The sequence below is a fragment of the Candidatus Rhodobacter oscarellae genome (assembly GCF_001078595.1).
Lineage (GTDB): Bacteria > Pseudomonadota > Alphaproteobacteria > Rhodobacterales > Rhodobacteraceae > Rhodobacter_B > Rhodobacter_B oscarellae.
On record NZ_LFTY01000002.1, the window covers coordinates 410,547 to 425,945 of the forward strand.

Annotated in this window: 14 protein-coding genes and 1 riboswitch; of the genes, 11 read left to right on the top strand and 3 right to left on the bottom strand. The window is 64.0% G+C overall.

Annotated elements, in window-relative coordinates:
• Positions 1–142: 142 nt before the first annotated feature.
• Together AIOL_RS07040 and AIOL_RS07045 are read left to right on the top strand one after the other, a co-directional pair.
• On the top strand, positions 143–658 hold the full coding sequence (locus AIOL_RS07040; RefSeq protein WP_049642339.1) for an OmpA family protein: 516 nt from the start codon (positions 143–145) through the stop codon (positions 656–658).
• Positions 659–682: 24 nt separating this feature from the next.
• Positions 683–982 (top strand): hypothetical protein, encoded by a 300-nt coding sequence (locus AIOL_RS07045; RefSeq protein ID WP_049642340.1) that lies wholly within the window; start codon positions 683–685, stop codon positions 980–982.
• Between the two features lie 259 nt (positions 983–1,241).
• On the opposite strand, the gene AIOL_RS07050 is transcribed toward AIOL_RS07045, so the two are convergent.
• Entirely contained in the window at positions 1,242–1,511 is a 270-nt protein-coding gene (locus AIOL_RS07050) for a hypothetical protein (protein WP_049642341.1), read from the bottom strand.
• Positions 1,512–1,627: 116 nt separating this feature from the next.
• Between AIOL_RS07050 and ybeY the strand changes: the two genes are divergently transcribed.
• The 8 genes from ybeY to AIOL_RS07090 all read left to right on the top strand — a co-directional run bounded on the left by ybeY (position 1,628) and on the right by AIOL_RS07090 (position 9,580).
• The gene (ybeY, locus tag AIOL_RS07055) at positions 1,628–2,089 is read left to right on the top strand and encodes an rRNA maturation RNase YbeY (protein ID WP_049645301.1); all 462 of its coding nucleotides are present in this window, start codon (positions 1,628–1,630) and stop codon (positions 2,087–2,089) included.
• Positions 2,090–2,278: 189 nt separating this feature from the next.
• Entirely contained in the window at positions 2,279–3,019 is a 741-nt protein-coding gene (locus AIOL_RS07060; protein WP_394298921.1) for a transporter associated domain-containing protein, read from the top strand.
• 77 nt (positions 3,020–3,096) lie between these two features.
• Complete coding sequence (lnt, locus tag AIOL_RS07065) at positions 3,097–4,596, top strand: apolipoprotein N-acyltransferase (RefSeq protein ID WP_049642343.1); 1,500 nt, start codon at positions 3,097–3,099, stop codon at positions 4,594–4,596.
• A gap of 12 nt (positions 4,597–4,608) precedes the next feature.
• A riboswitch (SAM-SAH riboswitch) is annotated at positions 4,609–4,658 on the top strand.
• Positions 4,659–4,661: 3 nt separating this feature from the next.
• Complete coding sequence (gene metK, locus AIOL_RS07070) at positions 4,662–5,828, top strand: methionine adenosyltransferase (protein ID WP_049642344.1); 1,167 nt, start codon at positions 4,662–4,664, stop codon at positions 5,826–5,828.
• Positions 5,829–6,009: 181 nt separating this feature from the next.
• Complete coding sequence (gene trmB / locus AIOL_RS07075) at positions 6,010–6,723, top strand: tRNA (guanosine(46)-N7)-methyltransferase TrmB (protein ID WP_152912415.1); 714 nt, start codon at positions 6,010–6,012, stop codon at positions 6,721–6,723.
• A 164-nt stretch (positions 6,724–6,887) separates the two neighbouring features.
• On the top strand, positions 6,888–7,598 hold the full coding sequence (locus AIOL_RS07080; RefSeq protein WP_049642346.1) for a DUF484 family protein: 711 nt from the start codon (positions 6,888–6,890) through the stop codon (positions 7,596–7,598).
• Between the two features lie 41 nt (positions 7,599–7,639).
• Positions 7,640–8,539 (top strand): tyrosine recombinase XerC, encoded by a 900-nt coding sequence (locus AIOL_RS07085; RefSeq protein WP_049642347.1) that lies wholly within the window; start codon positions 7,640–7,642, stop codon positions 8,537–8,539.
• A 339-nt stretch (positions 8,540–8,878) separates the two neighbouring features.
• Positions 8,879–9,580 (top strand): CDP-alcohol phosphatidyltransferase family protein, encoded by a 702-nt coding sequence (locus tag AIOL_RS07090; RefSeq protein WP_049645302.1) that lies wholly within the window; start codon positions 8,879–8,881, stop codon positions 9,578–9,580.
• A gap of 191 nt (positions 9,581–9,771) precedes the next feature.
• On the opposite strand, the gene AIOL_RS07095 is transcribed toward AIOL_RS07090, so the two are convergent.
• Together AIOL_RS07095 and ileS are read right to left on the bottom strand one after the other, a co-directional pair.
• The gene (locus AIOL_RS07095; protein ID WP_049642348.1) at positions 9,772–10,248 is read right to left on the bottom strand and encodes a methylated-DNA--[protein]-cysteine S-methyltransferase; all 477 of its coding nucleotides are present in this window, start codon (positions 10,246–10,248) and stop codon (positions 9,772–9,774) included.
• A complete protein-coding gene (gene ileS / locus AIOL_RS07100) occupies positions 10,245–13,214 on the bottom strand; it encodes an isoleucine--tRNA ligase (RefSeq protein ID WP_049642349.1) in 2,970 nt (989 codons plus the stop codon). Before ileS ends, AIOL_RS07095 begins: the two co-directional genes overlap by 4 nt.
• Before the next feature lie 615 nt (positions 13,215–13,829).
• Between ileS and AIOL_RS07105 the strand changes: the two genes are divergently transcribed.
• Positions 13,830–15,200, top strand: coding sequence for a hypothetical protein (locus AIOL_RS07105; RefSeq protein ID WP_049642350.1), 1,371 nt, complete (start codon positions 13,830–13,832; stop codon positions 15,198–15,200).
• Positions 15,201–15,399: the final 199 nt, after the last annotated feature.

Here is a 15,399-nt window from a genome sequence, read left to right on the forward strand (position 1 = left end):
CTCCCCATCATAAGGGGGATGCTGTGAGTGGTACTGCCATATGCGGCGTCTGTAGTTGCTAAACAGAGTCACTGGCAGAGGATTGATAGCAGTGGTAACAGGGATTTCCAAAGCTCTCCGTAAAGGTTTTGCTGGGGCTGCCATGGCCGCGCTCGTCGCGCTGGGCAGCGCCGGGGCCGCGCAAGCGCAAGAAGTTATTGGCGAGGCTTACGTGCCCACCATTTGGGTCGACCCGGATGGGTGCGAGCACTGGGTCATGGATGACGGCTGGGAGGGGTATATGACCCCGCACGTGACCCGCCAAGGCATCCCGGTCTGCCGTCGCGGCAATACTTGTGCGGTTATGAACTCAGATCAGCTCTTTAAGACCGACAGCCACCGTGTCTCGCGCAATGGCAAGGCTCGTTTGGAGCAGTTCTTCCAGGGTGCGGGCGCCACGAGCTATATCATCGCGGGCCATACCGACAGCCGCGCCAGTGACGAGTACAACATGCGGCTTTCGCTGAACCGCGCCAATGCCGTGGCTGCCATCGCGCAATCGACCGGCGCGCGCATCGCGGATGTGCGCGGCTATGGCGAGCGCTTCCCGCGGGCCTCGAACGGCTCGCGCTCCGGGATGGCCAAGAACCGCCGTGTTGAGATTATCTGCCTGCGCTAGCAGCGGTACATTAAGGGAACTGAGATGAGAATTCTGAAAGGCGCCGCGCTGATTGCCCTTGCTGCCGGGCTTAGCGCTTGCGCGGACAACAAAGAAGACAAGACCGTGGACCGCGGCATCGACACCAAGCACCTTAGCCAGTTGCGCGCAGGGATCTGGATCGACCCGAATGGCTGCGATCACTGGATCATTGACGACGGGGCCGAGGGCTACCTCTCCGCCCGGCTCGACAAATACGGCAAGCCGGTCTGCTCGGGTGCGGCGCCGCCGAACACCGCGATTGGGCCCTATAAGGCGGGCTCGCCGATCTCGGATCCAATCTAGCCACGACTCCGTGTAGAAAATAGGGCCGCCAAGGGGATGCTTGGCGGCCCTTTCCTTTTGGAATCACTGCCTATAGCGGATCGAAAAGAACTGGACAGGTCTTCATTCGAAACGCGGCAGAACTGAACGATGTTGTGGGCGTTTGCCTTCAACTTGATGTCTCTATTCAAAAACGGAACGCTTCAAGAAATGCACGGGGTCGGCCAATTGGGGACGGGGCCGACCCCGTTGACTCTCGCAAGGACGGGAGGGGCGAGAGCTATTTCAGGGCGTTCTGCTGGGGGATCGCCTGCGGGGGCGGCTCGGGCTGGGGGTTAAAGAAGAACTTCGACGCCGGGTTGACCGAGTTTCCAGAGCTGTACTTGGTCTTGGGCGGCTCCGGTTGGGGGTTGAAGCCAACCGCAGCACCTGGGTCCTGGATACCGGAAGGCGCGCTGCTGCCAGCACGTGGGTTTGCGTTGGTTGAAGTTGCGATCAGCGCAGAGGCGGTGACCGCAAGGATCGCTGTGGTGAGTTTCGACTTGAACATCTGGCGTCCTCCTGGGGGCTTTGGTGTGCTTGTGGATGTGGGTCGTTGCGGCGGCGCGAAAGGTTCAAAGTTTTTTCCCGCTGGACAATGCCGGGGCTTTGGGATGGATGGCGGGCATGGAGATCGACGTGATCATCGAGGCGCCGGAGTGGCGCGAGGCCGGGCTGGAAGCGCTGGCACTGTGGGCGGCCAAGGCCTTGGCGGAACATCTTGGGCTTGGTGCCGGGTGCGAGGCCGTTGTGCTGGGCTGCGACGACGCGCGGATCACGACGCTGAATGGCGATTTCCGGGACAAGGCGGCGCCCACCAACGTGCTCAGCTGGCCCAGCGAGGATCGCGACCCGAATGGCTCGCCCCCCGCCGGTGAAGAGCTTGGCGACGTTGCCATCGCCTTCCAGACCTGCGCTCGCGAAGCTGCGGATCAGGGCAAACCCTTCAGCGATCATGTGACGCATCTGCTGGTTCATGGAATTTTGCATCTACTGGGCTACGATCACATGTGTGAGAAGGAAGCCGCAGAGATGGAGCGTATCGAGGTGGAGATACTTGCAAAACTGGGTGTGGCTGACCCATATTAGTCTGGGGCCGTAACGGTCTGCATATTTTGGAAAGGTAAGATGGGCGACGCGGAAAGCGGGTCCTCTAGCGCAGCGCAAAGCGCGCAGGATCAGACAGAGACGAGCACGGGCGGATTGCTCGGGCGGCTCGTTGGGGCGTTTTGGGCGCCAGGAGACGACACTCCCAAAACTGAGAACCCAGATACGGGTATGAACGGCACCGCCAACGCGGCGGCGACATTGGGCATGCTTAACCTGCGGCGCATGCAGCTGGAGGACGTGGCGGTGCCTAAGGCAGAGATCGTCTCTGTCCCTGTGGACATCCACAAGGATGATCTGGTGAAGGTCTTCCGCGAAAGCGGGCTGACCCGGCTGCCGGTCTATAAGGGGACGTTGGATAGCCCGCTGGGCATGGTGCACCTCAAGGACTTCGCGCTGTTCCATGGCTTCAATGGCGGCGGCGGGCGGTTCTCGCTGCGCAAGATGCTGCGGCCGCTGCTATTCGCGCCGCCTTCGATGCCCATCGGAGTGCTGCTGCAGAAGATGCAGAGCCAGCGGATGCATCTGGCGCTGGTGATCGACGAATATGGCGGCGTTGACGGGCTGGTGTCGATCGAGGACCTGATCGAGCAGGTCATCGGCGAGATCGAGGACGAGCACGACATCGAAGAGGATGAGCTGTGGCTGCTCGAAAAGCCAGGCTGCTATCTTGCCCAGGCCAAGACGCCGCTGGACGAATTCCAGGTCGAGATCGGGCAGCGCCTGGTCGAGGCCGAGGACGAGGAAGAGATCGACACGCTGGGCGGGCTGGTCTTCATGCTGTCCGGGCGGGTGCCCGCGCGCGGCGAGGTGATCCCGCATCCGGGCGGCACCGAGTTTGAGATCGTCGACGCGGATCCTCGCCGGATCAAGCGCTTGCGCGTGCGCGTCCCTATGGCTGAGGGGCCCTAGCGCCATGACGGCGCGGCGGCGCGGTTCCATCGGCAAAGCGCACAGATTCCGGGTGTTTTGCATATGGCTCGCGCCTGATGCCGCGGTTCTCTAGCCTCTGGTTGGTTCTATTGGGCGGTGTGGCCGCTTTGGGTCAGGCGCCTGTGTCGTTGCCTTGGCTGACGCTGCTCGCGATGGGCGGGTTGTTCTATGCCCAGTCCCACTCGGGCGGCCCACGGGCCTCTGCTTGGCGCGGCTGGCTCTTTGGTGTGGGCTATTTCGCGGTCGCTCTGAACTGGATCGTCGAGCCCTTCTTTGTTGACCCCTGGCGGCACGGCTGGATGGCGCCGTTCGCGCTTGTGTTCCTGTCTGGCGGGCTGGCGCTGTTCTGGGCGGCGGCGCTGGCGCTGGCAAAGCGGTTGACGCCGGGCGCCGCCTTAGGTGCCATTGCCTTTGCATTGGCGCTGACGGCGGCTGAGCTGGCGCGGTCCTACGTCTTGACCGGGTTCCCCTGGGCTTTGATTGGGCACGTCTGGATTGGCTGGCCGCTGGTGCATGTCGCCGCCTGGACCGGGCCGCATGGGCTGACGCTGCTTACGGTTTTGGTGCCGGCGCTTGTTGTGGCTTCTTGGCGCGGGCGCCGCGTGCTGGCGTGGATAACCGTCGCCGCATTCATAGCGGTCTTCGCCGCCGGGCTGCCGCGCGAGACGCCATTCGTGCAGACCGCCGACAGCCCGACCCTTCGCCTGATCCAGCCCAACGCGCCGCAGCACCTGAAATGGCATCCCGACCACGTGCGTGGTTTCTACGAACGGGGGCTAGAGCTGACCTCTGCCGCCGCCGAGACCAAGCCCGATTTGATCATCTGGCCCGAGACCTCCGTGCCGACGCTGCTGGAACGCGCCGGTCCGGCGCTGGCCCGGATCGCCGAGGCCGCAGGCGGCGTTCCCGTGGTGCTTGGCATTCAGCGCGGCGAAGAGGGGCGGTACTACAACAGCCTTGTGGTGCTTGGGCCGGATGGCGCGTTGTCCGACATCTATGACAAACACCACCTGGTGCCGTTTGGGGAATACATCCCGGCAGGGAACCTGCTGGCACGCATCGGTATCACCGCCTTTGCCAGCCAGGCGGGCAATGGCTATTCTGCCGGCCCAGGCCCACGCGTGCTCGATCTGGGCGATCTGGGCAGGCCGATGCCGCTGATCTGCTACGAGGCGATCTTTCCGCAATATAGCCGAGCCGAGCCGCGACCGGACTGGTTGCTGCAGATCACCAATGACGCCTGGTTTGGTGAATGGGTCGGGCCCTATCAGCATCTGGCCCAGGCGCGGCTGCGCGCGGTAGAGCAGGGCCTGCCCATGGTGCGCGTGGCCAATACGGGCGTCTCGGCGGTCATCGGCCCGCTTGGGCAGGTCACCGCCGCGCTGCCGCTGAACGAGGCCGGATATCTGGATGTGCTCCTGCCGCATGCCACCGCGCCGACGCTCTACAGCCGCACGGGGGATGCGCCCATGGCGTTGCTCTTGATCCTCGGTCTCTTAACCCTTGGTTACGCATGCGGGCGGAAACCCATTGACCTTAGCGGTCACCAAGATTAACGCGGTTAGCACCTGCCCCCACAACGGCTTCCTGACGTGGCGGGCTTTAATCCAATGGAGCGTCTATGTCCCGACAGAATTACATTTTTACCTCTGAGTCCGTTTCAGAGGGCCACCCAGATAAAGTTTGTGACCGCGTGTCCGACGCTGTGTTGGACGCCTATCTGCAAGAAGATCCAGAATCCCGCTGCGGAGTAGAGACCTTTGCCACCACCAACCTGGTGGTCGTGGGCGGCGAGACCCGCGGCCCCGAGGCCGTGCTGAAGCGCATAGAAGAGATCGCGCGCGAATGCGTCAAAGACATCGGCTATGAGCAGGACAAGTTCCACTGGAACACCATGGAGGTGCGCAACGTCGTGCACGGCCAGTCCGCGCATATCGCCCAGGGCGTGGACGCCGCCGGCAACAAGGACGAAGGCGCCGGCGATCAGGGCATCATGTTCGGCTACGCCGTGGACGAGACGCCAGAGCTTATGCCCGCACCGATCCTCTACAGCCACGCGATCCTGCGCCGCCTGGCAGAGGTGCGCAAAGACGGCACCGAGAGCCGCCTGGGCCCCGATAGCAAATCGCAGCTGACCGTGCGCTACGAGGGCGGCAAGCCGGTGGGCGTCTCCTCGATCGTGCTGTTGACGCAGCACTTGGACCCCGACATGACCAGCGCGGATGTGCAGGACATGGTCGCGCCCTATATCCTAGAGACGCTGCCCGAAGGCTGGGTGACCGATGCCACCGAGTGGCACGTGAACCCAACGGGCAAGTTCGTGATCGGCGGACCCGACGGCGACGCCGGGCTGACCGGGCGCAAGATCATCGTCGACACCTATGGCGGCGCGGCGCCGCATGGCGGCGGAGCGTTCTCGGGCAAGGATCCCACCAAGGTCGACCGCTCGGCAGCTTACGTGGCACGCTACTTGGCCAAGAACGTGGTCGCCGCGGGGCTTGCGCGCCGCTGCACGCTGCAGCTGGCCTATGCGATCGGCGTGGCCAAGCCGCTGTCGATCTACGTGGACACCGGCGGCACCGGCGCGGTGCCGGACGCCAAGATCGAGGCCGCGATTGCGGATACGATCGACCTGACCCCGCGCGCCATTCGCGAGCATCTGGGCATGAACAAGCCCGTCTACCAGCGCACCGCGGCCTATGGCCATTTCGGGCGCGCGCCGGACGCGGACGGGGGCTTTTCGTGGGAGAAGACCGACCTGGCCGAGGCGATCAAAAACGCGGTCTGACCCCGTCGGGGAGGCTTTGTTAAATTGAATCCCCCGCAGGCTGGCGCCCGCGGGGGATACTATCTTGAGCCCGTACTCGCCGCGCTGGACTTTGCAAGCAAAGTCTCAGCATCGGCTCCGTGCGGGCGATCGGCGCCCAGATTTGCGGTTCGCCTGTTGACCTCAGACGCGCGCCCGGCCTATGCGGCGGGCCATGACCGATCACCCTAGCTCGCCGCACCGAAACTTCTATGGCCGCCGCCACGGCAAGACGCTCAAGCCCGCGCAGGTCGTGGCCTTGGAGGAGGATCTTGGTGCGCTGACGCTGCCCGGAGTGGACCCGTCGGACAACCCGTCGCGCGCGCCGTTGGACCTTGATTGGCTGGACGGGCGCCCGCTTTGGTTAGAGATCGGCTTTGGCGGCGGCGAGCACATGGTGCACCAGGCCGCGGCCCATCCGGATGTCGCCTTCATCGGCTGCGAGCCCTTCATCAACGGCGTCGCGATGCTCTTGCGCAAGATCAGCCAGGCGGGGGTAGAGAATATCCGCATCCATCCCGGCGACGTGCGCGACCTGTTCGATGTGCTGCCCGAGGGTGCGGTGCAGAAGGCCTTCTTGCTCTACCCCGACCCCTGGCCGAAAAAGCGCCACCACCGGCGCCGCGCGGTGACGCCGGAATATCTGGGCCCGCTGGCGCATGTCATGGCACCGGGGGCAGAGTTGCGCATTGCCACCGACATTCCCGACTACGTGCGCCAGGCGCTTGAGGAGGTGCCCAAGGCGGGTTTCGACTGGCTGGCCGAAAGCGCGGCGGATTGGCGCCAGCCTTGGGGCGACTGGATCTCTACCCGCTACGAACAGAAGGCGCTGCGCGAGGGGCGCGTGCCGCACTACCTGACCTTCCGCGCCCGCTGAGCCTCACAAACGATTGTGGCCCCAAAGCCACCGCCCGCCGGGGCAAAGCGAGATCGGCCAGAGAAGTTCTGGACCGCGCGCCCGCCGCCGGGCCATAAACGGCCCAACAGCAAGCCCTGCGCACAACGCATGCGCCCGGCACCAAGAAGAACGAGGCAGCACGAATGACAGGCGACACCGCCGTGATCAATGATGATCTGCGGGAGAAAATCCTTTCCGATCCGGGCATTATCCTAGAGGACCGCGACGTCATGGGCGCGCTTGTCGCCGCCAATGAGCAGGTGATGGGCGACAACATCGTCGACCTGCGCGGCATCGCGATGGAGCGTCTAGAGGCGCGGCTCGACCGCCTTGAAGAGACGCACCGCAACGTGATCGCCGCCGCCTACGAGAACCTCGCGGGCATGAACCAGATCCACCGCGCGGTGCTGCGGCTGTTGGATCCGTCCGAGTTCGAGAGCTTTCTAGAGAACCTCAACGAGGTCCTGCCCGAGATCCTGCGCATCGACGCCATGCAATTGGTGCTGGAAAGCGCCGTCAGCGCCGACGACCCCGCGGTGCAGCGTCTCAGCAAGGTCCTGACCGTCGCCGAGCCGGGCTTCATCGAGGGCTACCTGACCCAGGGCCGCAACATCCCCGTGCGCCAGGTCACCCTGCGCCAGGTGCAGCCCGACAGCCAGATCATCTATGGCCAAGACGCCGAGTGGATCCGCTCGGAGGGCTGCCTAAAGCTCGACCTTGGCAAAGGACGGCTGCCGGGCATGCTGGTGCTGGGCTCTGAGGACCCGCATCAGTTCAAGCCGGCCCATGGCACCGATCTTTTGACCTTCTTTGCCGGGGTGTTCGAGCGCGCCATGCGCCGCTGGCTGTCGTGACGGCCGGCGCCGACGCCGCAGTTCCATTACCGTCGCCCGCCATGGCGGACGCCCTCAGCCTCTGGCTTGACCAGCGCCGCGCGCTAAATGCGGCCTCTGAGAACACCATCGACGCCTATCGCCACGACGTGTCGGGCTATCTTGGCTTCATGGGGCAGCATTTCGGCGGCCCGATGGGGGTGGCGATGATGGCCCGGGTGTCGCAGCGCGATGTGCGCTCGTGGATGGCCCATGCGCGGGGCAGGGGCCTCTCGGCGCGCTCGCTGGCGCGGGCGCTTTCGGCGGTTAAGAATTTCACCCGCTGGATGGCCGAACGCGAGGGGTTTGACGCCACGCATGTTCTTTCGGCGCGCACGCCCAAGTTCCAAAAGAAGCTTCCACGCCCGCTGAGCGAGGACGCAGCGCAGGCGATGCTGGACACGGTCGAGCTACAGTCGGAGCGCCCCTGGGTCGCGGCGCGGGACCTTGCGGTGGTGACGTTGCTTTATGGCTGCGGGCTGCGGGTTTCCGAGGCGCTGGGGCTCACCGGCGACGACATGCCCCTGCAAGACGTGCTGCGCATCACCGGCAAGGGCGGCAAGGAGCGCATCGTGCCGGTGCTGCCCATCGCGCGGCACGCGGTGAAGGACTACCTGCGGCAGGTGCCCTTTAAGGCTGGGGCCAAGGAACCGATCTTTCGCGGCATCCGCGGCGGTCCCTTGTCGCCACGCCTGGTGCAGAAGGTCATGCAGGCCGCGCGGATGCAGCTTGGCCTGCCCGCCACCGCCACGCCGCATGCGATGCGGCATAGCTTTGCGACGCATCTGCTGTCGGCGGGCGGCGATCTGCGCGCGATCCAAGAGCTCTTGGGACACAGCTCACTTTCCACCACCCAGACCTACACGGCGGTGGACACCGCGCGACTGATGGAGGTCTACGATAAGGCGCATCCCCGCGCCTGAGGTGCCGCCGTTGGACTGGGCTCGGGTGGCGCCGCGGATGTCATACGGCCCGGTCGAGCCGTGGTAATTCTGAGCATTCACCGCGACCGGCCTAAACATTAACGCCAGGGTTGTGGCGATATCGGGTATCAGCTTTGCCCTGAGACTTGGTGCAAGCTTCTCCCATTTCGCCAAATGCAAGGTTTTTTTGATAGCTCCATGCGGTCCAAACCGCCCTTCACAACCTGGGGCAGCGCCAGGTTTACCCAACACTCATTGGCCGCTGTCTTTTCGAATGCAAGGCCGCTTAAGCGGCCCGTTCGGATTGCACTTCCCTCAGCGTTGCTTCATGACGGGTTCATGACGCTTCAAATCAAAGCCCTTTCTGTTCATCTATTGACGGCAACCGGCGCGGTCTTCGCGATGCTGGCCATGCTGGCGGCGGTGGACGAGAAGTGGGGGCTGATGTTCGTCTGGCTGGTGGTGGCTTTCGTGGTGGACGGCATCGACGGCCCGCTGGCGCGGCACTACGAGGTCAAGGTCAATGCGCCGCAATATGACGGCGTGCTGATGGACCTGATCATCGACTACCTCACTTACGTGTTCATCCCGGCCTATGCGCTGTTTAAGTCCGGGCTGCTGCCGGGTTGGACGGGATGGCTGGCGATCATCTTGATCACCTTCGCCAGCGTCGTCTACTTTGCGGATAACCGCATGAAGACAAAGGATAACTCCTTTTCGGGCTTCCCGGGATGCTGGAACATGCTGGTGATCGTGCTCTTCGCGCTGGAGCCGAATTTCTGGGCGATCCTGGGCATTGTGATCGTGCTGGCGGTGGCGATGTTCACGCCGCTGAAATTCATCCACCCGGTGCGCACAGAGCGCTGGCGGTCGGTGTCGCTGCCCATCGCTTTGGCCTGGACCTTCTTTGCGGGGTGGGCGGCCTGGGTCGACTTCGACCCGCAGAGCTGGGCGCATTGGGGGCTGGTGGTGACATCACTTTACTTGGTCTTCGCGGGCATCGTGCAGCAACTCATCCCGGCACGCGCGGAAAGCGCCTAGAAGGAGGTCGGATGCGCCCGCGCGGGACCAAATCTCTTGAAAGAGATTTGCAACTTCCTGAGATCAGGAAGTTGGTTGCGCGAGGCTAGGCGGTAGTCTCATTCTTGCCAATGACCCGGTGGCAACCAGAAAAGCAAAACTCTTCGAAGAGTTTTGCCGATTTCTTGCAAGAAATCGTCGTCGCGCATTCTTCAGATCAATAGCGACGCTGCGCCCTCATGCTTCAAAAGCCAGACCTTCGCCTCGATCCCGCCGGAACCTGAGAACCCGCCCAGCCCATCCACGCCCAGCACGCGGTGGCAGGGGATAATGATCGGGATCGGGTTGCCGCCGCAGGCCTGCCCGATGGCTTGGGCTGGCACGCCCAGATCGTTCGCGATGTCGCCATAGGTGCGGGTCTCGCCAAAGGGGATGGCGGCCATCGCGGCGCAGACCTGCTGCTGCAGGTCAGAGCCGTCAACGCGAAGGGGCAGGTCGAAGGCCGCGCGGTCTCCGGCAAAATAGGCGGTCAGCTGCGCGATGGCTCCTGCAAGCACAGGATCGGCAGGCGCAGCCTGCCCGGCCTCGCCATCGATCCCGAGGCGTGACCAGGACAGCGCGGTGACGGCGCCGTCCTCGGCGGTGATCGTGACGCGCCCGAGCGGGCTCGGAAGCGTCCCGGTGCTCATCCGTAGAGCTCTTTCAGCGCGTCATTGTCGCGCTTGCTGACGCCTGGATACTCGTACTGCCCCACATCGGGCAGAATCTTCCACGAACGCTGGCATTTCTGGCCCTGCGCCTTAGCGAAGGTGACCGCCACGCCGTCGACACCGTCCATGGTGAAGGCCTCGGCGGGGGGCATGCCGGTGTCGATGTTGATCGCCGAGGTGATGCAGACGTCTTCGAATTCCACCGAGTTCAGCAGCATCTCCAGATCCGTGCCCACATGCACGATGGGGGCGGCCTCCAGCGAGGACCCGATCACCTTGTCGCGCCGCTGCACCTCCAGAGCGCCGGTGACCACGCTGCGCACGCGGCGGATCTCGGCCCATTTGGCGGCTAGCGCCTCGTCCCGCCAGGTGGCGGGCGTCTCAGGGATGTCCTGCAGGTGCACCGAGCTGTCGTCGCCCGGGAAGCGCTCCAACCAGACCTCCTCGCAGGTGAAGACCAGGATCGGCGCCAGCCATGTCGTCAGCCGGTGGAACAGGATGTCCAGCACCGTCAGCGCCGACTTGCGACGCAGCGCAGAGGGCGCGTCGCAATAAAGCGCGTCCTTGCGGATGTCGAAGTAGAAGGAGGACAGGTCCAGCGTGGCGAACTCGAACACCGCGCGGAAGACGCCCTGAAAGTCGAAGGCGCGGTAGCCCGCGCGCACCTGCGCGTCGATCTCGGCCACCCGGTGCAGCACCCAGCGCTCAAGCTCGGGCATGTCCGCGGGCGCGACCCGCTGATCCTCTGTGAACCCGTTGAGATTGCCCAGCATGAACCGCATCGTGTTGCGCAGGCGGCGATAGCTGTCGGCCACGCCCTTGAGGATCTCCGGCCCGATGCGCTGATCGGCGGTGTAATCGGTCTGCGCCACCCAGAGCCGCAGGATGTCGGCGCCGTATTGCTTGACCACCTCCTCGGGCACGATGGTGTTGCCGATGGACTTGGACATCTTCATGCCCTTCTCGTCCAGCGTGAAGCCATGCGTCACCACGTTGCGGTAGGGCGCGCGGCCCGTGGTGCCCACGGATTGCAGCAGCGAGGAGTGGAACCAGCCGCGGTGCTGGTCGGTGCCCTCCATGTAGACATCCGCGATGCCGTCCGCGGTCCCATCTTCGCGGTCGCGCAGGACGAAGGCATGCGTGGACCCGGAGTCGAACCACACATCCAAGATGTCCGTGACCTGGTTGTAGTCCTCGGCATTGTGGTCGTTGCCCAGGAAACGCGCCTTGGCGCCGGGTTTGTACCACGCGTCCGCGCCCTCTGCCTCGAAGGCCTCGTTGATGCGGGTGTTCACGGCGGGGTCGCGTAGCAGAAAGTCCGCATCCGTGGGCAGGGCGCCCTTCTTGGTGAAGCAGGTCAGCGGCACGCCCCAGGCGCGCTGGCGGCTCAGCACCCAGTCGGGCCGCGCCTCCATCATCGAATGCAGGCGATTGCGCCCCGATTGCGGGGTCCAGTTGACGTTGTCGATCTCGGTCAGCGCGCGCTGGCGGATCGTCTCGCCATGGGTGTCCTGACCGTCGCCGACCTTTTGATCGATCGCGGCGAACCATTGCGGCGTGTTGCGGTAGATCACCGGCGCTTTGGAGCGCCAGCTATGCGGGTAGGAGTGCTTGATCTTGCCGCGTGCCAGCAGCCCGCCGGTCTCGACTAGCTTGTCAATCACCGCTTTGTTTGCGGTGCCCTCGCCACCCTTACGGCTGAGGATGTAATGCCCGCCAAAGAACGGCAGGTCGTCGCGGAACTTGCCGTCATCCTCGACATTATAGGTGATGACCTGCTGCAGCATGCCCAGGTCGCGATACATCTCGTATTCTTCCATCCCGTGGGACGGCGCGCAGTGCACGAACCCCGTGCCCTCGGTGTCGGTCACGAAGTCCGCGGCGCGGAAGTCGCGGGTGTCATCCCAATGCCCGTCCGCGCCCTCAGCGCCCGCAAGGGGGTGTTGGAGGCTAATGTGCTCGAGTTGATCTCGATCTATATCGCCAAGCCGGCGATACATTCCGTCACCCAATCGAGCGCGCGCCATTACGTCAGCTGCCAGGTTATCTGCAAGAATGTACTTTTCACCAACGGCGGCCCAACACTCTTCCGGAGTTTTGGTCACTTCATAGACGCCATACTGTATGTCCGGTCCAAACACGACGCCTTTGTTTGAAGGGATTGTCCAAGGCGTTGTAGTCCAGATAACTACATACGCGTTGGTCGTAAGGTCGGCTCTGGCGGCGTTTTCGGCCGGAGTTCCCGAGCTCGCGCCGGACATATCCACCTTGAACTTCACCCAGATCGTGAAGCTCTCTTTGTCGTGGTACTCCACCTCGGCCTCGGCCAATGCCGTCTGCTCGATGGGCGACCACATCACGGGCTTGGAGCCCTGATAGAGCGTGCCGTTCATCAGGAACTTCTGGAACTCCTCGGCGATGACCCGCTCGGCGTGGAAGTTCATCGTAAGGTAGGGGTCGTCCCAGTTGCCGGTGATCCCAAGGCGCTTAAACTCGGCGCGCTGCACGTCCACCCAGCCCGCGGCGAAGTCGCGGCACTCCTGGCGGAACTCCACCACGTCCACGTCGTCCTTGTTCTTGCCCTTCTTGCGGTATTGCTCTTCGATCTTCCACTCGATGGGCAGCCCGTGGCAGTCCCAGCCGGGCACGTAGCGGCTGTCATAGCCCATCATCTGGTGCGAGCGGACGATCATGTCCTTGATGGTCTTGTTCAGCGCGTGGCCGATATGCAGGTGCCCGTTGGCGTAGGGAGGCCCGTCATGCAGGGTGAAAGGATCGCGGCCCGGATGGGCCGCCGCCCGCAGCCGGTCATAGACCCCGATCCGCTCCCAGCGCTCCAGCCAGGCGGGCTCGCGCTTTGGCAGGCCCGCGCGCATTGGGAAGTCGGTCTGCGGCAGGTTCAGCGTGTCTTTATAATCGGGCAGTTCGGGTGTTTCGGCGCACATCTCGGGCGTCCTTTTCGGGGTCGTAATGGGAAGGGCGGGTGGCGGCGCGAAAGGGCATACGCCTGGTGTCCCGGCGGCTCTGCGTCAGAGCGCCGGGCCTATAATTCGCCGGATGTTTGGGCAAGCGGTCCGCATGGTGCGGCTTATAGGCCGGGGCGGGTCAGAGAACAAGGCGGTTGCTGGGTCGGCGGGCCGGGCCAGTTGCGGCGTGGCGCGGTGTCGCGGCGGCGTGGAATTTAGCGAATTGTTAGGGTGATAGGCGCGAATATGTAAATGGGTGGGCACGGCCTGTGCGTGCGCCTCCGGCGCCCACCCAACTCCAGAATTGGACCCGAATCACTAAGAAATCATGAAGAATCACGCACCGCGACAATCCGCGCCTGTTCGCCTGCATACTGGCGGGCACGGTCGTGTTGGCGCCCCGGGCTGGGGCACCATCGGCCAGTTTTGGCCCATTCGGTCGGCAGCATGGAATACCACCATTGAGCGAGGTTTGCAGTCGACGCATCCTCTCCGCACGCGGCAGATTACGCCGTGGTCTAGCGGGCGCACGCGGCGCTTCCGCGCCCCAGTGTGCTTGAATTCAATGGTATCCATTTACCTGGAGGATCTCCTATGGACGACCCCAAGCTTATCAACTTTAACGATATTCCATGTTGCCCGGACATCACGGTGGACCCTTGCTGTAACCGGCTGCAGTTCACCTACCGGTTGGACTACAACCTCGCCGACGCGCCGGTCGAGTTCGTCGTCACCGCGGTGCTGGAGCGTTGCCCGGGTCCTTTGTCGCTGGGCGACGTGGTCTATTCCACCACGCTGCTGCCCGGCGAGAAGGTGCGGCTCTATCAAGCCAGCCGCAACACGCGCTTCAGCTATGACGCGGAAAGCGAGGTGAGCTATCGCCACGAGCAGGCCTCTGAGGAGACCTATTACATGTCCTCGATGGACCGCTTCATGTCTGACCTTACCATCAACGAGGACGGTGGCGGCAGCGCGCAAAGCTCCAGCGAGTTCGAGACCGAGGGCAGCGTGTCGAACTGGACCGACGCCATATTTGGACGCCCGGACGCCAAGGTCGAGGGCAGCTTTTCTGGCGAGTCCAGCTTTGACTTCATGCGCGACATCAAGCGCCACGCCGAGGCCAGCCATGAGCGCTCGGTCGAGGGCACCCGCGCGGCGAATTCGGTCTCTATGGGCGAGGTCTCCAGCCGCACCCATGCCGAGGGCGAGACGGAAAGCGCCTATGAGGCGGCGACGCGCATCCTGGAGAACCGCAACGAATGCCACTCGGTGACCTATCTCGCCTATCAGCTGATGAAGCGGCAGACGATGAAGTTCAGCATCAAGTCGATCGTGCGGCGGGTGAGGGACCCCGCGGGCGACGCCGGGGTGGCGACGCGCGCGCTGCGTCCCGGCAGCCGCGTTGCAGTGATCCCGAACGGGATCCTGTCGACCGATGCCAACCGGATCGAGGTGGAGGCCGCGGGCCGCACGGCTGCGGTCTCTAAGCAGGCGAACCTGGTGAGTAATATCGCGAGCCCGGCTGGGCGCGGGGGCGGTCTGGCGCTTTCGACCGGCAGCCTGATCGCCGCGCCAACCCGGGGCGGCTTGGTCACCAATCTGCGCGCCCGCCCGCTGAACGAGGAGGTTCGGCAGAAGGCGCTGCAGCAGGCCGACGAGGAACTCGTCAAGGCCGGCGTGATCGACAAGGTGGGTGGCAACCTGCGCGCCGAGATCGCCGCCGAGCTTAGCTTTGAGGTGACCAGCTGCCTGCCGACCCAAGCGATCATCGTGAAGGGCTGCCTGGACGACTGCAACACCTGCGAGGAGCCGCGCCGCGAGGCCATGAAGCTCGCCAATGAACGCAAGGCGCTGGAGAATAAGATGCTTGAGCGCCAGATCGCGCTGCTGGACAAGCATCACGACTATCGCTGCTGCCCGGCGGGCGAGATCGAGGATGCCGAGCCGGTACCCGAGGACGCGTAACCTGCGCGGATTGGGGGTCTGGGGGGCAGCCCCCAGTCCTGCACGAAGTGCTAGAACAGTATGCGTTCGGGGCCGATAGGCTCCGGGCGCATTCCATTTGGTTTAGGCAGGGCTCGGCGGATCATGCGCAGGGGTTGCGCGGTGCGGCCCGGATTGCTAAACGGATCGCGATGGCACAAATGATGACCAAAACCATGAC

What these genes read in the sequence shown, in the direction of transcription:
- AIOL_RS07040 (WP_049642339.1), top strand. Translation starts at nt 143, where the DNA reads ATGGCCGCGCTCGTCGCGCTGGGCAGCGCCGGGGCCGCGCAAGCGCAA.
- AIOL_RS07045 (WP_049642340.1), top strand. Translation starts at nt 683, where the DNA reads ATGAGAATTCTGAAAGGCGCCGCGCTGATTGCCCTTGCTGCCGGGCTT.
- AIOL_RS07050 (WP_049642341.1), bottom strand. Translation starts at nt 1,511, where the DNA reads ATGTTCAAGTCGAAACTCACCACAGCGATCCTTGCGGTCACCGCCTCT.
- ybeY (WP_049645301.1), top strand. Translation starts at nt 1,628, where the DNA reads ATGGAGATCGACGTGATCATCGAGGCGCCGGAGTGGCGCGAGGCCGGG.
- AIOL_RS07060 (WP_394298921.1), top strand. Translation starts at nt 2,279, where the DNA reads ATGAACGGCACCGCCAACGCGGCGGCGACATTGGGCATGCTTAACCTG.
- lnt (WP_049642343.1), top strand. Translation starts at nt 3,097, where the DNA reads ATGCCGCGGTTCTCTAGCCTCTGGTTGGTTCTATTGGGCGGTGTGGCC.
- metK (WP_049642344.1), top strand. Translation starts at nt 4,662, where the DNA reads ATGTCCCGACAGAATTACATTTTTACCTCTGAGTCCGTTTCAGAGGGC.
- trmB (WP_152912415.1), top strand. Translation starts at nt 6,010, where the DNA reads ATGCGGCGGGCCATGACCGATCACCCTAGCTCGCCGCACCGAAACTTC.
- AIOL_RS07080 (WP_049642346.1), top strand. Translation starts at nt 6,888, where the DNA reads ATGACAGGCGACACCGCCGTGATCAATGATGATCTGCGGGAGAAAATC.
- AIOL_RS07085 (WP_049642347.1), top strand. Translation starts at nt 7,640, where the DNA reads ATGGCGGACGCCCTCAGCCTCTGGCTTGACCAGCGCCGCGCGCTAAAT.
- AIOL_RS07090 (WP_049645302.1), top strand. Translation starts at nt 8,879, where the DNA reads ATGACGCTTCAAATCAAAGCCCTTTCTGTTCATCTATTGACGGCAACC.
- AIOL_RS07095 (WP_049642348.1), bottom strand. Translation starts at nt 10,248, where the DNA reads ATGAGCACCGGGACGCTTCCGAGCCCGCTCGGGCGCGTCACGATCACC.
- ileS (WP_049642349.1), bottom strand. Translation starts at nt 13,214, where the DNA reads ATGTGCGCCGAAACACCCGAACTGCCCGATTATAAAGACACGCTGAAC.
- AIOL_RS07105 (WP_049642350.1), top strand. Translation starts at nt 13,830, where the DNA reads ATGGACGACCCCAAGCTTATCAACTTTAACGATATTCCATGTTGCCCG.